Genomic DNA, 19,616 nt, shown 5'->3' with positions numbered 1-19,616 from the left:
CGCAAAAAGAACACGCCTGATTTTGCGCCAGAATACGATATGTGGGTCTGGCTGGAAAGGCTCAGTCTTCCCAGCTTCCCTCTGCCATTTGGGCACAGGCCTGCGCGATGCGTTCTATGCTTTTCCTGACGCGGCTCGATCCCTGTCGCGCACGAAGGTAGCCATGCACGAGACCCGGCTCGTTCACCCATACCGCACGGCCTCCGGCGGCCTGTATGGCATCGCGATAATCCCGGCCGTCATCCGCAAGCGGATCGCAGGCTGCGGTAACCACAAATGTATCGGGCAGATTTGCGAAGGAGCTATCCAACAGCGGCATCGACGTTGCGTCGCGGGTGTGGTCATCAGCTGCGTAACGCATGGCCGAATAGAAATCGAGATCCGCACGCGTCAGCATTGGTGCTTGCGCATGTTCCAGATACGACCCTTTTGACATATCGCCTCCAAGACCCGGATAAATCAAAACTTGCCCAGCAAATCGAAGCTCTTCACGCAGCGCATGCGCCGCTGATGCCGCCAGATTTCCGCCAGCACTGTCACCGGCAAGAACAAGCGGTTCTTGCCATGTTAGAGCCACATATCGCACCGCCTCGATCGCATCTTCGAAAGCCGCAGGGTGTCGGTGTTCAGGACATAACCGATAGTCAACGCTGACCACACGCAGCCCGGTGCGCAGACACAGTTCGGCACATATATCATCATGGCTATCAAGCCCGCCGACAACATACCCACCGCCATGAAAATAGATGATGGTTCCGGGTGAGTTTCCCGTTTCATAGATCCGAAGTGGTACGGTGTGCGCTTGATCGTCTCGTACGTTCACGCCCTTAGGATAGCCCGCAAAAAAGGCGCGGCACATACGGTCATAGACCTTGCGCTGTTCGGGAACCGATAGATTGACCGCGTCAGGCGGATAGTACCGCTCGGTCTCTCGAATAAAGGCCCAGATCTCTTCATCAATCAGTGTCTTGTAGTCCATAAGCGGAAGCTATGTTCCAACTTTCGCCTTTGCAAGCCAAGCTGCACCGGCCCAACTTGCTGCAGCCATTGCGGCAGCTGTGCTGAGACAGAGCGTCAATCCACCAAGTTGATAGGACAAGCCGGACAACAAAGTGCCGATCAGACGGCCAGTTGCGTTGGACATATAGTAAAAACCCACATCCATCGTCACTCTTTCCGCCTTTGAAAACGCCAGGATCAGATAGGAATGAAGCGAGCTGTTCACGGCGAACACGAAGCCGAACACCAAAAGCCCTGCAATCAATATGGGGGTCAGCCACGGGCCGGGGAATACTGTCAGGAATGCGAGAGAGGCAATCAAGATGGCCAGAATGCCAGACCAACGCTGCGCCAACAGGGGAAAGTCTTCGGGTTCCCGTGTCGCTGCGCGCAGCAATTTAGGCGCCAAGGCCTGAACCGCCCCGTATCCGATAATCCATAGCGCCATGAAGCTGCCGATCATGAAAAATGCCATGCGGTCGCCTGCGTGGGAGCCATCGGACACCACAGCGTGAAAATAAACCGGGATACCAACCACAAACCAAACATCGCGCGCGCCAAAAAGGAACATGCGCGCCAAAGACAACCGATTGATCCGAACGTCTCGCGACAGAACATGTGAAAACTTGGCTGACTTAGAGCCTTTTGGCAGCCCGGATGGCATGAAAATGACCACGCTGATCAGGATCATCCCCAACGCGATGGCCATCGCAACAACCGATGCCTTAAACCCGATAAGCGCTAGCAGCGCTGCGCCCAAAAGAAAGCCAATACCCTTCACCGCGTTTTTTGAACCGGTCAAAAGAGCCACCCAACTGAATAGCCCTTCGCTGGCGTTTGGCGCCAAAAGCTTCACCGCACTTTTTGAGGACATTTTGGCCAGATCTTTGGCGACCCCCGACATGCCCTGAACGACCATCACATAGGCAACCGACAGGGCCAGCGCCCAATCTACCGACAGCTGTGACAGCGCCAGAAGCGCCAAAACCTGCAGTGTTAGACCCGAATACAGGGTAGAGTTCAAACCAAACCGCGCAGCGATCCAACCCGCGGACAGATTGGTCACAATCCCCATGAACTCATAGAGCAGAAACAACCAGGCAAGGGTGAAAGGAGAGAAACCAAGTGTATGAAAGTGCAAAAGCACCAACATACGCAAGGCGCCGTCTGTCAGCATGAAAGCCCAATATGCCACCGTGACAGTGACATAGGCCGCCAACCCCTGAGGGCGTTCGCTCGTTGTCACATCGAGGCTCCGACCATACGCACCACATCCGCCAAACGGCAGGCATATCCCCATTCATTGTCATACCACGCGTAGATTTTGACCTGCGTGCCGTTGATGACCATGGTCGATAATGCATCGACAATCGCACTGCGCGGGTCATTGGTATAATCCGCAGAGACCAGCGGCCGTTCTTCGTAACCCAAGATGCCCTTCAAAGGTCCGTCTGCAGCGGCTTTAAAGAACCCGTTGATCTCTTCAGCTGTTGTTGCCCGCTCCACCTCGAACACGCAGTCTGTCAGCGACGCATTCAGAAGCGGAACACGTACGGCATGACCATTCAGGCGGCCCGCGAGTTCAGGGAAAATCTGTGTAATTGCCTTTGCGGAACCTGTGGATGTGGGAATGAGCGAGTTCAGAGCCGAACGAGCGCGCCGCAGATCCTTGGCTGGCCGATCCACAATGGTCTGCGTATTGGTCACATCGTGAATCGTGGTCATTGAACCATGTTTGATGCCAATCTCGTCCAGAAGAACTTTGACCACCGGGGCCAGGCAATTCGTGGTGCAGGATGCTGCGGTCACAAGATCATGCCCATCGTAGAGGTTATGATTCACGCCATATACAATATTCAGCGCCTTTTCTTCCTTCACGGGCGCCGAAACCACGACCTTTTTCACCCCCGCCGCATAGTAAGGCGCAAGCTTTTCATACGTTTTGAAAGCGCCGGTGCAATCAATCACCAAATCAACACCGAGCGTCTCGAGCGGCAGGTCTTCGAGTGTCCAAGAGGCGCTCAAACTCACCTTGCGCCCATTGATGATGATGCAATCCTCGCCGGGTGAAATCTCAGCCGGCCAGCGACCGTGCACGGTATCCCATTCCAAAAGATGCGCGTGTTGAACCGCGTCTCCAACTGGGTCGTTCAGCAACACAATCTGGTCTGAGGACCCGTTGTCCACCAAATCCCTCAGGACCAGTTTCCCCATACGCCCCAAACCGTTGATCGCAATTCGTGCCATATCCGTGCCCCCTTTGACCTGTCATTCGTCCGCCTGCGCGGGATATGGCAATGGGGTAACAGATTTATGACGCATGGCCCACTAAAGCGTGGCGCGCGGCACAAGGCTCATCGCGTGGGGTTGCGCCTTTTCACGCGAATGCAACGTGATCACCTTGCCGTCTACCTGCGCATCAAGCCCGGTATCCGAGACACCGGGAAGAACCTGGATACTGACACCAAAACCCGCGATTCTTGCCGCGATTGCCTTTGCTTCCGGGTCCTGCGCGGGATCGCCCGGCATCAACCAAACCACCCGCTGACCTTCTTGGGCGTAGCGGGCCGCTCTCTCTGCTGTCAGCTCGTTGGTTTCGCGCCCGGCATCGCGACGCAACAGCGCGACAATATCATTGGAAAGTCTGGCATCATGAAACACCACATCGGCCCGCTGCATGACAGAGAGGCTGCGAAAGGTCATCAGGTCGGCGACATCATCTCCGGTGCCCACCACCCAAACAGCACCACCTTCATCGGCACCATTTTCCAGCATTGAATTCAGCAGCGCATGGGATGCGGATGTATCACCCGACAGGAAGGCATCCGCCACGGGCCCATCGATCATTCGCTCCCAGAATCGTCGGCGCACGCGGCCCGAGGAAAAATTCGCCTCTATTCTTGCCCGAAATGCGCTTAAAAAGGAGGCAAGGCGACCATATCCTGCGGGCAGCAACGCCTCGATACGGGCGCGCAAAATGCGGCCGATCACTGGCGCAGCACCGCTGGTCGAGATCGCAACGACCACCGGGCTGCGGTCAACGATCGACGGCGTTATGAAATCGCAAAGTGGTTTCACATCGGCAACATTCACAAGCGCGCCCTCCGCCTTTGCCGCCCGGTGAAGGGCTTTGTCGCGCTTAGGGTCATCCGATGCCCCATAGGCAATCAAGCAATCAGAGTAGTCCTCGGGAATTGGCAGTCGCGCATGATGAGTCAATCGGGGGGCGCCAAGCAGGCGCCTTACCTCTTCACAGGGCGCTGGATCAAAAACATGTACCTCGGCGCCCGCACTCAACGCACGCTCCACCCGGCGAGCGGCGGTTATCGTACCACCGTCAACAACCACTTTTGCCCCGTTTATATCCAGAAAAATTGGCAGATGATTCATATCGCGCCTCCGATGCTTTCGGTTATGTGTGGCGCAAAGGGAATTATTTCCATAGATTTCGCGAATATGGCGGCACGGTAAGGAAAGTATAGTTGAAATCGTCGACAAATTCAGAATATCAATCCAAAACTCGCAAAGTTATCAGCACGCCATACCGCACCCAGAAGACGAATCTCAAGATGTTTATGCCTTGAAATCTGGCTCTAGACCCCTGCTCAACTGGACCTACCGAGCACCCCAGTCGACTGGTTCTTTTGTCATAAGATGCGTGAACAGGGGCGCCGCCTTTTTCACCGACCAGCATTCACCTGATTCAGGACAGCCAGACACAATGAGCACAGTAGACGACCCAATGGTTGATAAATCTCCGCCGGTCTCTGACGAAATTCGCAAGACCACCTGCTACATGTGCGCATGCCGTTGTGGGATCAACGTCCATATGAAGGATGGCCAGGTTGCTTACATTGAGGGCAATCGAGATCATCCCGTGAATAAAGGCGTGCTTTGCGGCAAAGGATCGGCTGGGATCATGCAGCACTATGCGCCCTCGCGCTTGCGGGCCCCGCTGAAAAGAGTTGGTCCACGCGGGTCCGGTGAATTTGAAGAGATTTCATGGGATGAAGCGCTCGAGATGGCTGCCGGGTTGCTGGCGCCCCTGCGCGACGATGACCCATCGAAGCTCGCTTTTTTCACGGGTCGTGACCAGAGCCAGAGCTTCACCTCTTGGTTTGCGCAAGCCTATGGCACACCGAACTACGCGGCGCATGGCGGGTTTTGTTCCGTAAACATGGCCGCCGCTGGCATCTACACTATGGGCGGTGCGTTTTGGGAGTTTGGTCAGCCCGACTGGGATCGCACCAAGCTTTTCATGCTGTTTGGCGTGGCAGAAGACCACGATTCAAACCCCATCAAAATCGGATTGGGAAAACTGAAGGAACGCGGCGCGCGCATCATTGGCGTGAACCCGATACGGTCCGGTTACAATGCAATTGCCGATGATTGGGTTGGGATAACTCCCGGAACTGACGGGTTGTTCATACTCGCGCTGGTTCACGAGTTGATAGGCGCTGGCAAGATCGATCTTGGCTATCTTTCACGTTATACAAATGCCGGTTTCATAGTAAATGAAGAGCCTAATTCGGCAGAAAACGGTCTTTTTCTGCGCGGTGAGACCGGGAAACCCCAAATCATCTGCCGTGAGACCGGCAGGCTTACTGACTATGATACACCCGGCGTGATGCCTGACTTGGCAGCAAGCCATCGCCATGCTGGCGCCACACACCGCCCTGTGTTTCAGCTGCTTTGCGAACGCTACCTCTCGGATGACTATGCGCCCGAAGCCGTCGCGGAGCGCACAGGTGTTTCCGCGGAGAAAACACGCTCTATTGCAGCCGAACTCGCGCGAGTTGCCTTCGAGGAAGAGATCGTTCTGGACCAGCCCTGGACGGACTGGAAGGGCCAAAAGCATGACAAGATGATCGGACGGCCGGTCAGCTTCCACGCGATGCGCGGTATTTCGGCGCATTCCAATGGCTTTCAGACCTGCCGCGCGCTGCACATGCTGCAAATTCTACTGGGCTCGGTCGAAGTTCCGGGCGGGTTCCGGTTTAAACCACCCTATCCAAAACCGCCCGAAGCGCACCCAAAACCGCACGCTGGCGTAACCCCCGGGCAACCGCTGGACGGCCCCCATCTGGGTTATCCGATGGGTCCGGAGCATCTGCTGCTGGACGACGCGGGCAACGCCAAACGCATCGACAAGGCGTTTACGTGGGAAAACCCCATGTCGGCGCATGGGCTGATGCATATGGTGATCTCGAACGCGCATGCGGGTGATCCCTACAAGATCGACACGCTGTTCATGTATATGGCGAATATGGCGTGGAATTCGTCGATGAACTCGTCCAAGGTGATGCGGATGCTCACCGACAAGGACGACAATGGCGACTACGTGATCCCGAATATCATCTATTCAGACGCCTATAGCTCGGAAATGGTGGCCTATGCGGATCTGGTCCTGCCGGACACCACCTATCTGGAGCGGCATGATTGTATCTCGCTGCTGGACCGCCCGATATGCGAGGCGGACGGGGCCGCGGATGCGATCCGCTGGCCGGTGGTCGAACCGGATCGCGATGTGCGTGGCTTTCAGACCGTTCTGATCCAACTGGGCGCGAAGCTTGGCCTACCAGGCTTTGTGACCGAAGACGGTACTGCAAAGTTTGAGGACTACGCAGATTACCTTGTGAACCACGAACGCCGCCCCGGTGTTGGGCCACTGGCCGGTTGGCGCGGCACGGATGGCAATGGAAAGGGCAGAGGAGAGCCTAATCCAGCCCAACTCGACCGTTATATCGAGAACGGCGGCTTCTGGGTTGACCACATCCCCGAGAATGCGAGCTTCTACAAACCGTGGAACAAGCACTATCAGGAATGGGCGGTGAAGCGCGGGATTTTCGATGCCGAAGCGCCCTACGTATTCAACCTCTATGTCGAACCGATGCGGAAATTCCAACTGGCCGCCGAGGGCCATGGCGACATCCAACCGCCTGACAATCTGCGGGATCGGATTGCCCGCACGATGGACCCGCTGCCGATCTGGTATGAACCGTTCGAGGATGGGAATGTCGATACCGAGGAATACCAGATCCACGCCCTGACCCAGCGCCCGATGCATATGTATCATTCCTGGGGCACGCAAAATGCCTGGCTGCGTCAGATCACTGGCAAAAACTACCTCTACCTGCCCACCAAAATCTGGGAAGCGAAAGGTTTCGAGGAAGGCGACTATGCCACCGTGTCCTCGGTTCACGGGTCGATCACCGTGCCGGTCGCGCATCACGCGGGCCTGAACGGAAACACCGTCTGGACGTGGAACGCGATCGGTAAGCGCAAGGGGGCCTGGGCGCTGGACGAAAAGGCGCCGGAAGCGACCGAAGGCTTCCTTCTGAACCACCTGATCCACGAGCTGCAACCGCCCAAGAGTGACGGACTCAGATGGGCGAACTCCGACCCGATCACCGGGCAGGCTGCGTGGTTCGATCTGCGGGTAAAGATTGAGAAAACAGTGTCTAAACCGGCTGAAAGCCAGCCTGCGCACCCGCCGATCAAATCCCCGGTCGGCAGGGCACCCAAAACCGTGGCGAGGAAGATCTGATGACTGCTTTGCCTGAGAAAACCGAAAAGAAGCTGGGTCTGGTCATTGATCTGGACACCTGTGTAGGCTGCCATGGTTGCGTGACCGCCTGCAAGGGGTGGAACACCCAGAACTACGGCGCGCCGTTGTCGGATCAGGACGCTTACGGGTCCGACCCGTCTGGCACGTTTCTGAACCGCGTGTTCAGCTATGAAGCCCAGAAAGAGGGCTGCGCATCGCAAACCGTCCACATGCCGCGGTCCTGCCTGCACTGCGAAGACGCACCCTGCGTGACGGTCTGCCCGACCGGCGCAAGCTATAAGCGCGAAGAAGACGGGATCGTTTTGGTCGACGAGGACCGGTGCATCGGCTGCGGCTTGTGCGCATGGTCCTGCCCCTATGGCGCGCGCGAGTTGGACCGCGAAGCAGGCATCATGAAGAAATGCACGCTCTGCGTTGATCGGATTTACAACGAAAACTTGCCCGAAGAGGACCGTGTGCCCGCCTGCGTGCGCACCTGTCCCTCTGGGGCACGTCATTTCGGCGATCTGGGTGACCCAGAGAGTGACGTGTCCAAGCTAGTGGCAGATCGTGGCGGGTTTGACCTGATGCCCGATCTGGGCACCAAACCCGTGAACAAATATCTGCCACCGCGCCCGAAAGATCAGCTGAATACTGCCCCGCTGAACGCCCTTGCCGAAGAGCCAAAAGGCTTCCTCGGCTGGCTTGATAAAGCGCTTGAAAAGCTCTGACGGAGGAAACGGATGCATCCCGCACCCAGTGTTATTATCTTCACCACCTTTTCCGGGCTTGGCTTCGGGCTTCTGGCCTGGATGGGGCTTGGTATTCCGCGCGTTAGTGGTTCAACGCTTTTTGCGTTCTTCGTGATTGCCTATGTGCTGGCAGCGGGCGGGTTATTGGCCTCGACCTTCCACCTCGGAAACAAGAAAAACGCCATATATGCCTTCAGCCAATGGCGCACGAGCTGGCTGAGCCGTGAGGGCGTGGCTGCGGTCGCGACGCTTGTCTTGTTTGGATTGATCGGACTGATGCGGATTTTCTTTGACTCCGACATGATGTTTTTGGGTGCATTAGGCTCTGTTTTGGCGCTGATCACAGTATTCACAACATCCATGATCTACACCCAGCTCAAGACCATTTCGCGCTGGAACCAACCGCTGACCCCAGCGCTGTTCCTGCTGCACGCCATCGCAGGGGGCGCCCTTCTGGCCGGAGAAGTAAAGATCGCGGGCCTGTTGCTGGCCGCGCTTGCCGTTGTCATGTGGCTGCACTGGCAGCAGGGTGACAAACGGGCGGCAAACCGGGGCACTTTGGGCGACGCCACCGGGCTTGGCCATCTGGGCGAAGTCCGCATGTTTGAAAGCGGCCATACCGCACGCAACTATGTGCTGGACGAAATGGTCTATCGCGTGGGTCGCAAGCACGCCCAGAAGCTGCGCATGATCGCGCTGGGCCTTGGCACAGTGCTGCCGGCTGCCATCCTGCTTTTGACCCCGGCAGGTCATATCACGGCTTTCATTGCCCTGGCGCTGCACATCACAGGCGCCATCATCGGCCGTTGGCTATTTTTCGCCGAAGCCGAGCATGTGGTCGGGCTGTACTACGGCAAGTAACCCTTTTCATTGAACCTTCATCCCTGTGGGCCTATCACGGGGATGAATAAAAGCGTTTCGAGATGAACTTGGGTCCAAGTTTATTTCGAAACGCCCGTAACACTGATAACTCTTGCCACGTATCGGCTTCATCCCATCCGGGCTGAACCCGATACGGTTTTAATGAGGGCGACATGGCCAACCATCTTTACAAGCGCGATCTTCCAGACGGGCTGGACCTTGGTCCGGTCGTCGCCATTGACTGCGAAACCATGGGGTTGAACCCGCATCGCGACCGCCTGTGTGTGGTGCAGATGTCGGGCGGAGACGGCAATGCACATATGGTGCAGGTCGAGAAGGGGCAGACCAGCGCGCCGAATCTGGAAAAGATGCTGACCGACCCCAATGTTCTGAAGATATTCCACTTTGGACGCTTCGACATCACCGCAATGCTGAACGCTTTCGGCGTGGTTACAGCACCGGTCTATTGCACCAAGATCGCGTCAAAACTGGTGCGGACCTACACGGATCGGCACGGTTTGAAAAACCTGCTGGATCAACTCTTGAAGGTCGACATTTCCAAGCAACAGCAGATGAGCGATTGGGGAGCCGAAGAGCTGACCAATGCACAGCTGGATTATGCCGCGTCGGACGTCCTGTATCTGCACCGTCTGCGTGAAGAGCTTGATCAGCGTCTGGCGCGCGAAGGCCGGACTGAAATGGCACAGGCTTGTTTCGACTTCCTGCCCATGCGCGCCCAGCTGGATTTGGCTGGCTGGCCCGAGCAGGACATATTTGCCCACTAACGCACCCCTTGGAAATGGAGCGCATAGCGCTAGATAATCTGTAGTAGTTACGGGAACCGTCGCATGTCCAGTTCGGGCTTCACCTATACGCGCCTTGTGAACTGGTTGAAGATCATTCTTCCAGTGACAGCGCTTGGGTTGCTGTCGACCATGTTCCTGATTTCGAACTCCATCGATCCCGGCAGCTCTTTAACCTATGCGCGGATCAATCTGGAGGAGCTGACAGGTGAGCAAAGGATCTCCAACCCACAATTTTCAAGCGTGACATCAGATGGCGCCTCGATCCAATTCTCTGCAGAAAGCGCGGTGCCCGACGCAGATCTGCCAAACCGCTTCACCGCGCGCGCATTGGTCGCGCACATCGAAACGCCGGACGGCGCTTTCGTTGATATCACAGCCGACAGCGCGAAGATTGACGGGGATCGCAATCTGGTGGACCTGTCAGGTGGTGTGTCTTTGGTGACCTCGACCAATTACCGGATCACCACCGATGGGATGATGACCGCAATGGATGCGACACGCGTGGAAAGCCGTGGTCCGGTTGAGGCGAACGGACCGATGGGGACCCTGACTGCGGGTCACGCCCAGATTACACGTCAGGAGGGAGATGCTGCCCCCTATCTTCTTGTTTTCAAAAACAGGGTAAAACTGGTATACGATCCGCAGAACAAGGGGGAACCCCGGTGATCATGCGTCGTTTCTTCTATACGCTCGTGCTTGCAGCGACCCTGCCCATGTTTGCACATGCGCAGGCCCAAATTTCCTTTGGCGGTTTGAAACATGACAGTTCCCTGCCGGTCGAAATCACGGCCGATGCGCTTTCCGTTGATCAGGCAGATGGGTCTGCGACCTTCACTGGCAATGTTCTGATTGGCCAAGGCGAAATGCGCCTGGCAGCTGGAAAAGTGCGGGTTGAATATGCGTCCGGGCCAGATGCAACAGGCGAGATCTCGCGCCTTCACGCAACAAATGGCGTGACGTTGGTCAATGGCGCAGAGGCGGCGGAAGCGCGTGAGGCGGTCTACACGATCAAATCCGGAACCGTTATCATGTCAGGCGGTGTTATCCTGACACAGGGACAAAACGCGCTCTCCTCAGACACGCTTACAGTGAATCTCACGACCGGCACCGGGCAGATGGACGGGCGGGTGAAAACAATCATCCAGACAGGGCGTAACTGATGGCTGCTCCGACCCTGACTGTAGAAGATGGTGATGCCGGGCTGCACATCATCGGTTTGCGGAAAAGCTACCGCAAGAAACCTGTGATCCGGGAAGTGAACCTTGAACTTCATCGTGGCGAAGTGGTTGCTCTTTTAGGGCCAAATGGCTGTGGGAAAAGCACCACCTTCTATTCCATCGCCGGACTGGTCACGCCAGAGGCTGGTCAGGTTCTGATCGACGGCCGTGATGTGACGCTTTTGCCAATGTATCGTCGCGCCAAATTCGGCATCGGGTATTTGCCGCAAGAAATGTCGATCTTTCGCGGCATGTCGGTCGAAGACAACATTCTGTCGATCCTCGAGATTTCGACCAAAGACCGGCACAAACGGCGCGAGCGGCTGGAAGAGCTGCTAAACGAGTTTTCGATCAGCCACCTGCGGCGCACACCTGCCTTGGCTCTGTCAGGCGGTGAACGTCGACGCGTGGAAATTGCGCGGCTTTTGGCGTCGAATCCCAAGTATCTGTTGCTTGACGAGCCTTTCGCCGGTGTTGACCCGATTGCTGTTGGAGAGATTCGCACCTTGGTTCATGACCTCAAGGATCGCGGAATCGGCGTTCTGATTACCGACCACAATGTACGCGAGACTCTCGAAATTGTGGACCGCGCCTATATTCTGCATGACGGACATGTGCTGATGAGCGGCACCACGGATGAAGTGATACGGGACGAAAATGTGCGTCGCGTTTATCTGGGACAAAACTTCTCGATCACCTGAAAAATGCAGCCTTGTGGTTGACAATGCCGCGCGCGCATCGCCAAATGAAGGGGATGCATGAACACGCGACACTTCGTTCGTGCCGTGCCCCTGAAGGGGTCCGCACAAGGAAACGCCCCGAAATATTTGGGCGATTGGCCTTCTGCAAACCACTCATAACTATCAGAACTAAAAACGAAATTCATCGTGGCCCCCCGGGCGCGATATCTTGAGGCCTGCAAATACCATAGGAGGTAGAATGCAATATCAAATCAGTGGCAAACAGATCGACATTGGTGAAGCTCTTCAGGTTCACGTGAAAGAAGAACTGGGCGGCATCGTTCAGAAATATGCCGAACGCCCGACCGATGCTCAGGTGGTGTTCTCAAAAAATGCGCATGAATTCGTATGCGAAACTGTCGTTCACCTCTCTACTGGCCTGACCGCTCAGGCAAAGGGGCATGCAACTGAAATCTATGCTGCTTTTGATCAATGTGCCGAAAAAATGGAGAAACAACTGCGCCGCTACAAGCGTCGGTTGAAAGATCATCACCGCGACCGCGTAGACCCGGTTGAAGTTTTCGAAGGAGCCTCGTATATCCTCGCAGCAGAGGAAGGCCCAGAAGAGGCAGAAGCCGCAACTTTGCAGCCGATGATCATCGCCGAGATGGAGACGCGTATCCCGTCCCTGTCCGTGGGTGAAGCGGTCATGCAGATGGAGCTGGCACATGCCCCGGTTCTGGTTTTCCGTAATGAGAAAACACAGGGGATGAATGTGGTCTACCGCCGCGACGACGGCAATGTGGGCTGGATTGACCCTGCTAGCGAAGCATAAAACCCCGCCTTGGCGGGCGGGAACAAGGTTGATGATGGAACTTTCGAACATCCTCACGCCCTCGGCCGTCAAGGTGATGTCCACCGTGTCCTCCAAGAAACGCCTGTTTCAGGATCTTGGGGACATGGTTCAGGACTGCTACGGCTTGGACAGCGGCCTGGCATTTGATGCCCTGCAGCAACGCGAGTCTCTGGGCCCGACAGGCGTGGGACATGGGGTTGCTCTGCCGCATGCCCGCCTTGAAGGTCTGGACAGTGTGGTTGGCTGCTTTATCCGCATCGAAAAGCCCTTTGACTTTTCATCTGTGGATCGTCAGCCTGTTGATCTTGTTTTTGCTTTGTTTGCCCCCGAAGGGTCGGGTGTTGATCACTTAAAGGCACTGGCATTGGTATCGCGCACGATGCGCGATACGTCCATCTGCACAAAACTGCGCGCCAACAGCGATTCCGTGACGCTGCACGCGCTTTTGACAGACAGCCTGTCGAACAAAGCCGCCTAAGCGATCAGGCGGCTTTCCACGGTTTGAACCCAAACATCATGTAGTCGCGCTGGTAAAGCTTGCGTACGGCTTTCTCGATCTCGTCCGAATAAATCTCGCTCAATGTGAATGGGATGTCTTCTGGATCGTGACCAAGCGCCACCTCCTGGCTCTCTTCACCCAGTTCGGCCAGCAGATTTTTAAGCCCCATTTCAAGCTGATCTTCGCGCAGAATGTGATCCGGCGAGGCAAAATTTGCAAACGCCTGAACCATGGCTGATTGCGTGGCCCAGGACGCATCGATGCGGATGCCGGTTCGCCCCTGCAGGTTCTTGCCGACAAACTCGATGAACTGCATGAACGCTTCGCGATGCGCCTGACGATCCCAGTCTGATCCGGGCTCTTCCTCTGGCAGGGACACGCCATAGCTGTTGCGCAGCGCGTGTTTCACCTCCCAATACGTATCCGGTCCATGCGAAACCAGATATCGGCAGAAGGCCGCGTGAAGCCGCGCCACGGGATGGCGCAGAACGGTAAAGCTGCGATGGCCTTTGTTCTGGTTCTTCCATTGGCGCAACGTCTTCTGGGTGAAGTCTGCACGCAGATCGCCAAAACCCTGCATCCAGTCCAACACGGCTTCTCGCGGGGCGCCTTTCATCGGAATAAAGACCAATGGCAACGCCTCTGAGGCAAAATACGTGGTCACTGCAGGCGGGCGGGACGGTTCGAAATTCGGAATACGATGCAGATCAAACGTGTCCACCTTTGCCACCGTTTCCTGCAGCACGTCGTAGTTGACCACCTTCTCAGAGACCGGTTCGGGGTTCTGTTTCTTGAACGTCCCAGCGAACTCGGTGATTTCGGTTGTCTCGCCCAAAAATTTGGCGAGACCATTTACCACCCCGATATCCTGCGCATCTTCATAGTCGATATAAAACGCCGTCTGCCCGGACTTCTGAAGCCGATCCTTAACCTTCAGCTGAAACGCTTTCATGCGATAGAACAGCTTTTCGAATTCTTCCGGAACGAAGCGGGCCTGCTTCTTGATCACATGTTTCACATCATTCAGCTGCCACTGGTCAGTTTCCCACGCGATTTTGCGGGACACATAAGCGTCCAGAAGATTGCGAGTCAGAACCACTTTGGCACAGCGCGGGTCTTCAATCATGGCATCAAAAACACGCGGGTCGTGGTCATGAAAGAACCGAAAGCCCGGCATGCCCGGCGCATGTTCTTTCATCTTCTCGATCAGGCGCAACGGATCAGCGTCACGCATGGCGACGGTCACCCCAAAAAGCTCCTTCATCTTGGGTGACATCATGAAATAGGGGTTGAATGCCTCCCCATAGCATTTCAGCCCGGGGAACTGATCAAGGTTGCTTTCCAGGAAGTTCGAACCCGTCCGCATCTCTGCGAAAATGATGAAACAGTCAAATTTACGCGTCATATATCACTTTACCAGATAGGGTTTTCGTTCAGAGCGAGCGGTGGGTCCAGGGTCCTGCCCGACGGTGAAATCACCCATAAGATATGGGTGCATACCCTGATTTTTCAGGTTTTGCAGGAACTGACCAAATCCGTCCAAAGACACCATGCGGGGCGCTTCTGTCAGGCGAGTAGACCCGCGTGAACCAATCTCGTCGATAACAGTTTGCAACGGCTCCATCGGGTTTGCCACAAAATCGGCTAGCGTCCAGATGCGGATGCGTGCACGCGCATAACCGGAACGCAGCACATCAATATGATCGCTTTCGATTTTCTGAAGCCGTGCAGCCTCGCGGCGAATATCCGAGAAGTTCAGGTTCGACCTGAACAGCGGCAAGGCCCATGCCCCGGTTACAACAGAGATCTGCGCATTGGGATCCTTGGCAAGCGTCCAGGTGACATCCTGTGAATCCATCGGGCCAAACTGAAAACACTGGCGTTCCCCGCGCGTGTTCCAGATCAGATTGGTCAAAAAAGCTTGCGGGTTATAGTCACGCACAGCCGCGGACGAGCTCATCGCGCCAAAAAACTCTGTCTCGTTCCCGGCGAACTGGACCTTTTCAGCGGAAAAGAGATTTCCATGCACGCGGGCACCCACGGCGCGCGCCAGCCACGGTTCGAAGTCTTCGAAAAGCTCGTTAAACCCCTCGAATACAGAGTATGGCGCAGCGGTTGTGCCGTTCTCCCAGCCGTCATTGGGAAACCGGCTTTGCATAACAAGGCCGGGCCGCCCCTTGGTGCGGCGCTCTACCGCCTTCGAGAAAATGCGATCGATCTTGCCCGGATTGGGTTCAGCACCTGTCATGATCGACGCATCTTCGGACAGGAAGCTGCTGTATAGCTTGTTGGCGTGAGGCCATATCTTACGCGCCACGAAACAGTCTGACCGACGCAGAAGCTGCAAGTGGTCATCGTAGAAGATATGTGGTTTGCCCTGAAAATCGAACTTGGACAGGGTCAGTGACCGGCTTTCAATATTGGTCGAATAGAGCCTGACCAATGTCTGATAGTAACTCTCGTCCGGAATCCAGACGCGTTTGAAATAGCGATCATAGGTTTCGCGCTCGGGGTCTTCCAAAACGGCCGACAGGGTTTGGCGCGTCAGGCACCACCACTGGCTGCCCAAGTGCGGCACCAAGCCCGAGGGTATCTTGCGTTTGAAACCGGCACGGCGTTGAAGCCGCACATAGCCATCAAACAACCGACGATGCCGTTTCCACGAAAACGGAAACCGCAAGGTGAACCGTTCCGCATCCAGGCCACCAACAGTCCATGGAACATCTTCGGTTGTGGCGCTTTCGATGAAGTTTGTCTGCGGACGTTCTTCAAGATAGGCGACCATTTCAGCCACGGGGCGCAAAGGCAGGCAACTGCCCGAAGCCAGCAGCACATGGCGTACATCGGCAAAGCTTTTCAACATCAGCTTTGACGCCGTCTGGCTGGCCGCGACAAGGGACCATGTCCCCCATTCACATCGGTGCCGTTTCGAAAACTTGACGTTGTCCAGATCACTCAGTGCATTCACGAAACGCGCATAGGCGTCCCGCTTTACGCGTTTGTCCACATGCACCACCACCGGGCACCCATGCGTCGCCCAATGCCGTGCCAGTTCTTCGGCCCGGCCGAGCGCATCGTGGACAAGCATGACGACACCCAAGCTCATGCCCAGTTTCCCTTAGACATAAGACCCAGAATCTCCAACTGGCGCCAGTTGATGTATTTCTCGCTCCATTTGCACCAGAGGTCGGGATCTTCTTTCATCAGCTTGTTATAGGCGCGGTATTCATGGCTATTGGCATAGTGCTGACCGCGCTGCAGCTCTTCGGCTGACTTTTCGCTGAATGTGTCCAGAAACTTGGCGTGCAAAAGGCATCCAGACGCTTTTTCGCCGCCCCATTCATCATAGACAAGGTTCAACCCGCGCGGGAGCAACATATGGGTCGAGCTGACATAGGTGTAGCTGCGGTCCCACTTAACCAGCGGGATCTTGTTCAGAGCAGGGGCGCGTTCGGGCTTGTCCGGGAAGAAGGCCCGCGCGCGCGGGCCGCCTTGTATCCACAAGTTTCCAAACAAGCTATTTTTCTGGATCATGTAATTGCCGCTGTCGAACCAGCTGGCAATCTCCATCGGGTCCTGACCTTCCAGGTAGGGCTGCGCATCCATCGAGCCCTTGGGATACATATCCAAAAGCATGGCGCCAAAGCTTTTGATCGAACTTGCGTCGAGCCAGTCCGTCAGCGCCTTAAGCGACCGAGTGTCACAGAACGGATAGACCAGAAATTCGTCGGGATCGACCACAAGACACCAATGCCCATGCGCATATTTTCGTTGCAGCCAATTCAGCCAATCCACCCCGAACCGGGCACGTTTATAGCTGGCTTGCGATGACCAAAGCGACACGTCCTCTTGCTCGGCAAGGTATTCGCGCGATCCATCATCAGACCCGTTGTCAACGATCAGGAAGTGATTCACGCCCATGTCGCGATAATAGGACAGAAAGTAAGGTAGCCGGACCCGTTCGTTTCGCAGGGTCGAAAAGGACAGAATATGGCCGGGTCGAATCTGACTGGTGCGATCGGCAACAGAAGTTAGCTCGCGCCGCTTTCTCAGGGCACGAATTCGCCAACGCTTGCGCTGCAATCTCAGGCGATATGATCGTACTGCGCCCAATCTTGCCCCTTCTCATATGGTTTGAAGTCCACCGCAGAGGACCCCGATCACGCCAGAACCTTGTTGAAATGAGCACCCCATGTGGGCAGCTCAGGATGCATCGAGGCGTGTTGGCGTTCTGGCGTCTTGTCTGTCCCGGGCTTCAATGCCAAGTCCATTATTCTTTTTTGCCAAAGATATATGTCGCAAACGTTTACGTAAATGGGATAATTTCCAAGAAACTCCCGGTAAACATCCAAATCGTGAACAATCACAGGCACGCCCAGCGCGGCTGCTTCCAACGGAGGAAGGCCAAATCCCTCAGCAAATGAGGGAAACAACAATGCCCGCGCACGTGCAAGACAGGTCACCATCTCTGCATCATCCAATCCCGAAAGCTCAATTACATTGGCGGGGCGGGCATCCAATCGTGCAAACAGGTCTTCATTCTTCCAGCCGCGCTGGCCAATAATCACCAGTTGCGGGCAGGTATCCGCGGGGGTGTCGGTGCTGATCTGTTCCCAAATATCCAGCAAAAGCGTGTGGTTCTTGCGTGGCTCAATTGTACCAATCGTCACGAAAAACGGTCGGGTAGGGTCTATCGCCCCCGGCAGGTCCTGCGCTGTGGCTTCTGGAATATCAAAACCAAGATGGGCCACAATCGAAGGCGGAACACGCCCAAATTCCTGAAAATGCGCTTCTGCTGTCCGCTGGCTTGTGCGCGAATTGTAAATCACGCGGTCCGCATGTTTCGACACCACGCGCATACGCGCTGCAAAGCTTTCAACCGTATCGTCACGCTGCATTTCAGGGTGATCAAGCGGTATCACGTCATGCACCAGAACTTCGCGCGAAATGCCGGGGACGCGCGCGAGCGCCTCAAAAACATGTAGTTTCAGGTTTGCATGGCCGACATTCAGGTATCGACATCCAGCGGGCAAATGACGCGCCAGCATGCGCCCCAACCCGCCGCGCCCAGATCGGGCAATGCAAATCCGACGCAAATCACTGTCCACCGCGCGTCTGGCGGGCGAAGCTTTCAGGAAAATGCTCGACAGCAGATCCGGCGCGCCCCAAGGCAGGCGGCCATGAAATCGCGCTGCCAGCGCCTCGACCCCGGTACGATCCAACAGCACGAAGCCCAGCGCAGTACGCACCAAGCCGAAGAGAGGCGCATGCTGACCAAGCAAATAATCAAGATAGGCAGCCTCCACCCGATCCACACCGGTCCAGGGCCCACGACCGACGCGCGATGCCAGGCGGCTGAGATCAAGACAGAAGGACGGTAGGTTGGATGAGTCGCTCATGAAGATATCATGGGCAAAGGGATGACGACGCCCGCCCGGTAGACAGGCATCGTCATAACACTATTATTCTGCTGCTTTTTGCTGGGCAACGAGGTCATGGAGATACCCGGTAAACTCCTCGCGCAGTTCGGGACGGGCCATGCCAAAGGCCACAGTGGCCTGCAGGAAACCAGCCTTCGAACCACAGTCGAAACGTTGACCGCGGAACCGATACCCATAGACGCCACGATCCTGTTGGATCTCTTCTGCGATGGCATCCGTCAGCTGAATTTCACCGCCAGCACCGCTTTTGATCTTGTTGAGGCTGCGCAGGACATCGGGGGTCAGGATATAGCGGCCAATCACGGCCAGATTAGATGGCGCCTCATCAACATCAGGTTTTTCAACCATACCTTTGGCACGCACCATCGTACCCATGTCTTCCTGAACATCCAACACACCGTAGGCGCTGGCTTTTTCAGGTGGGACTTCCATCGCGGCGACCATACAACCGCCGGTATCTTCATAGGCTTCCACCATCTGCTGCAAGCAGGGCTTTTCCGCGGCGATGACGTCATCGGGCAGGATTACGGCAAACGGTTCATTGGCAATCAAACGGCGCGCGCACCAAACGGCATGCCCAAGTCCCAGCGCTTTGTGCTGACGCATATAGGCGATGGCCCCGGATTCCATATTGGTATCCTTGAGCACTTCCAGAAGCTCGTCTTTACCCTTTTTGCGCAACTCCTGCTCCAACACAGGTGAGTTGTCAAAATAGTCCTCAAGCGCGCCTTTACCGCGCGAGGTGACAAAAATGAACTCCTTGATGCCGGCCGCACGTGCCTCGTCAATTGCGTATTGGATCAGCGGACGATCAACCAGCGTCATGATCTCTTTCGGAATAGATTTGGTCGCGGGAAGAAACCGCGTTCCCAGGCCGGCGACGGGGAAAATCGCTTTGGTGACCTTGCGCTTCATTGTTACTCTACCTCTTCTACAAATTCAGGTTCGCGCCCGAATA

The 19,616-nt window shown here is 55.9% G+C and carries 19 protein-coding genes; 10 read left to right on the top strand and 9 right to left on the bottom strand.

The genetic code is table 11. From position 1 onward, the window contains the following. Nucleotides 1-61 precede the first annotated feature (61 nt). The 4 genes from ACRY08_RS04195 to ACRY08_RS04180 form a co-directional block, all read right to left on the bottom strand. A complete protein-coding gene (locus tag ACRY08_RS04195) occupies nucleotides 62-979 on the bottom strand; it encodes an alpha/beta hydrolase (RefSeq protein ID WP_432448593.1) in 918 nt (305 codons plus the stop codon). A 9-nt stretch (nucleotides 980-988) separates the two neighbouring features. After that, nucleotides 989-2,176 (bottom strand): organoarsenical effux MFS transporter ArsJ, encoded by a 1,188-nt coding sequence (gene arsJ, locus ACRY08_RS04190; RefSeq protein ID WP_432448848.1) that lies wholly within the window; start codon nucleotides 2,174-2,176, stop codon nucleotides 989-991. A gap of 65 nt (nucleotides 2,177-2,241) precedes the next feature. Then, a complete protein-coding gene (locus ACRY08_RS04185) occupies nucleotides 2,242-3,246 on the bottom strand; it encodes an ArsJ-associated glyceraldehyde-3-phosphate dehydrogenase (RefSeq protein ID WP_432448592.1) in 1,005 nt (334 codons plus the stop codon). 81 nt (nucleotides 3,247-3,327) lie between these two features. After that, entirely contained in the window at nucleotides 3,328-4,326 is a 999-nt protein-coding gene (locus tag ACRY08_RS04180) for an NAD(P)-dependent oxidoreductase (RefSeq protein WP_432448847.1), read from the bottom strand. On the opposite strand from ACRY08_RS04180, the gene ACRY08_RS04175 reads away from it, so the two are divergent. The 10 genes from ACRY08_RS04175 (at nucleotide 4,207) to ACRY08_RS04130 (ending at nucleotide 13,196) form a co-directional block, all read left to right on the top strand. Next, nucleotides 4,207-4,470 carry a hypothetical protein gene (locus tag ACRY08_RS04175; protein ID WP_432448862.1) on the top strand — a complete coding sequence of 88 codons (264 nt, stop codon included), beginning with the start codon at nucleotides 4,207-4,209 and terminating at the stop codon, nucleotides 4,468-4,470. The genes ACRY08_RS04180 and ACRY08_RS04175 overlap by 120 nt on opposite strands. Nucleotides 4,471-4,720: 250 nt before the next feature. After that, a complete protein-coding gene (locus tag ACRY08_RS04170) occupies nucleotides 4,721-7,546 on the top strand; it encodes a molybdopterin-dependent oxidoreductase (protein ID WP_432448591.1) in 2,826 nt (941 codons plus the stop codon). Further along, nucleotides 7,546-8,277, top strand: a complete 732-nt coding sequence (locus ACRY08_RS04165) for a 4Fe-4S dicluster domain-containing protein (RefSeq protein ID WP_432448590.1) — start codon at nucleotides 7,546-7,548, stop codon at nucleotides 8,275-8,277. The genes ACRY08_RS04170 and ACRY08_RS04165 overlap by 1 nt, the downstream gene beginning before the upstream one ends. Nucleotides 8,278-8,289: 12 nt before the next feature. Further along, the gene (locus ACRY08_RS04160) at nucleotides 8,290-9,159 is read left to right on the top strand and encodes a dimethyl sulfoxide reductase anchor subunit family protein (RefSeq protein ID WP_432448589.1); all 870 of its coding nucleotides are present in this window, start codon (nucleotides 8,290-8,292) and stop codon (nucleotides 9,157-9,159) included. 173 nt (nucleotides 9,160-9,332) lie between these two features. Next, nucleotides 9,333-9,944, top strand: a complete 612-nt coding sequence (locus tag ACRY08_RS04155) for a ribonuclease D (protein WP_432448588.1) — start codon at nucleotides 9,333-9,335, stop codon at nucleotides 9,942-9,944. 63 nt (nucleotides 9,945-10,007) lie between these two features. Beyond that, the gene (gene lptC, locus ACRY08_RS04150) at nucleotides 10,008-10,631 is read left to right on the top strand and encodes an LPS export ABC transporter periplasmic protein LptC (RefSeq protein WP_432448587.1); all 624 of its coding nucleotides are present in this window, start codon (nucleotides 10,008-10,010) and stop codon (nucleotides 10,629-10,631) included. A gap of 2 nt (nucleotides 10,632-10,633) precedes the next feature. Beyond that, on the top strand, nucleotides 10,634-11,125 hold the full coding sequence (locus ACRY08_RS04145; protein ID WP_432448846.1) for an LptA/OstA family protein: 492 nt from the start codon (nucleotides 10,634-10,636) through the stop codon (nucleotides 11,123-11,125). Next, nucleotides 11,125-11,883, top strand: coding sequence for an LPS export ABC transporter ATP-binding protein (gene lptB / locus ACRY08_RS04140; RefSeq protein ID WP_432448586.1), 759 nt, complete (start codon nucleotides 11,125-11,127; stop codon nucleotides 11,881-11,883). Before ACRY08_RS04145 ends, lptB begins: the two co-directional genes overlap by 1 nt. Nucleotides 11,884-12,121: 238 nt before the next feature. Then, nucleotides 12,122-12,697, top strand: a complete 576-nt coding sequence (hpf, locus tag ACRY08_RS04135; RefSeq protein ID WP_432448585.1) for a ribosome hibernation-promoting factor, HPF/YfiA family — start codon at nucleotides 12,122-12,124, stop codon at nucleotides 12,695-12,697. 34 nt (nucleotides 12,698-12,731) lie between these two features. After that, nucleotides 12,732-13,196: a PTS sugar transporter subunit IIA gene (locus tag ACRY08_RS04130; protein ID WP_432448845.1), complete on the top strand. Its 465-nt coding sequence runs from the start codon at nucleotides 12,732-12,734 to the stop codon at nucleotides 13,194-13,196. Nucleotides 13,197-13,200: 4 nt separating this feature from the next. Here the strand turns inward: ACRY08_RS04130 and ACRY08_RS04125 are convergent, their stop codons facing one another. The 5 genes from ACRY08_RS04125 to galU form a co-directional block, all read right to left on the bottom strand. Beyond that, a complete protein-coding gene (locus tag ACRY08_RS04125; protein WP_432448584.1) occupies nucleotides 13,201-14,622 on the bottom strand; it encodes a sulfotransferase family 2 domain-containing protein in 1,422 nt (473 codons plus the stop codon). 3 nt (nucleotides 14,623-14,625) lie between these two features. Next, nucleotides 14,626-16,323: a beta-1,6-N-acetylglucosaminyltransferase gene (locus tag ACRY08_RS04120; protein WP_432448583.1), complete on the bottom strand. Its 1,698-nt coding sequence runs from the start codon at nucleotides 16,321-16,323 to the stop codon at nucleotides 14,626-14,628. Beyond that, entirely contained in the window at nucleotides 16,320-17,330 is a 1,011-nt protein-coding gene (locus tag ACRY08_RS04115; RefSeq protein WP_432448582.1) for a glycosyltransferase family 2 protein, read from the bottom strand. Before ACRY08_RS04115 ends, ACRY08_RS04120 begins: the two co-directional genes overlap by 4 nt. A 47-nt stretch (nucleotides 17,331-17,377) precedes the next feature. Then, nucleotides 17,378-18,616, bottom strand: coding sequence for a glycosyltransferase family 4 protein (locus tag ACRY08_RS04110; RefSeq protein ID WP_432448581.1), 1,239 nt, complete (start codon nucleotides 18,614-18,616; stop codon nucleotides 17,378-17,380). Nucleotides 18,617-18,679: 63 nt separating this feature from the next. After that, nucleotides 18,680-19,573, bottom strand: coding sequence for a UTP--glucose-1-phosphate uridylyltransferase GalU (gene galU / locus ACRY08_RS04105; RefSeq protein WP_432448580.1), 894 nt, complete (start codon nucleotides 19,571-19,573; stop codon nucleotides 18,680-18,682). Nucleotides 19,574-19,616: the final 43 nt, after the last annotated feature.

Origin of the sequence: Aliiroseovarius marinus, from assembly GCF_050881025.1 — a bacterium.
GTDB classification, from domain to species: domain Bacteria; phylum Pseudomonadota; class Alphaproteobacteria; order Rhodobacterales; family Rhodobacteraceae; genus Aliiroseovarius; species Aliiroseovarius marinus_A.
Note: the sequence above shows the minus strand (reverse complement) of the source record. Positions and strands in the feature narration are given on the sequence as shown.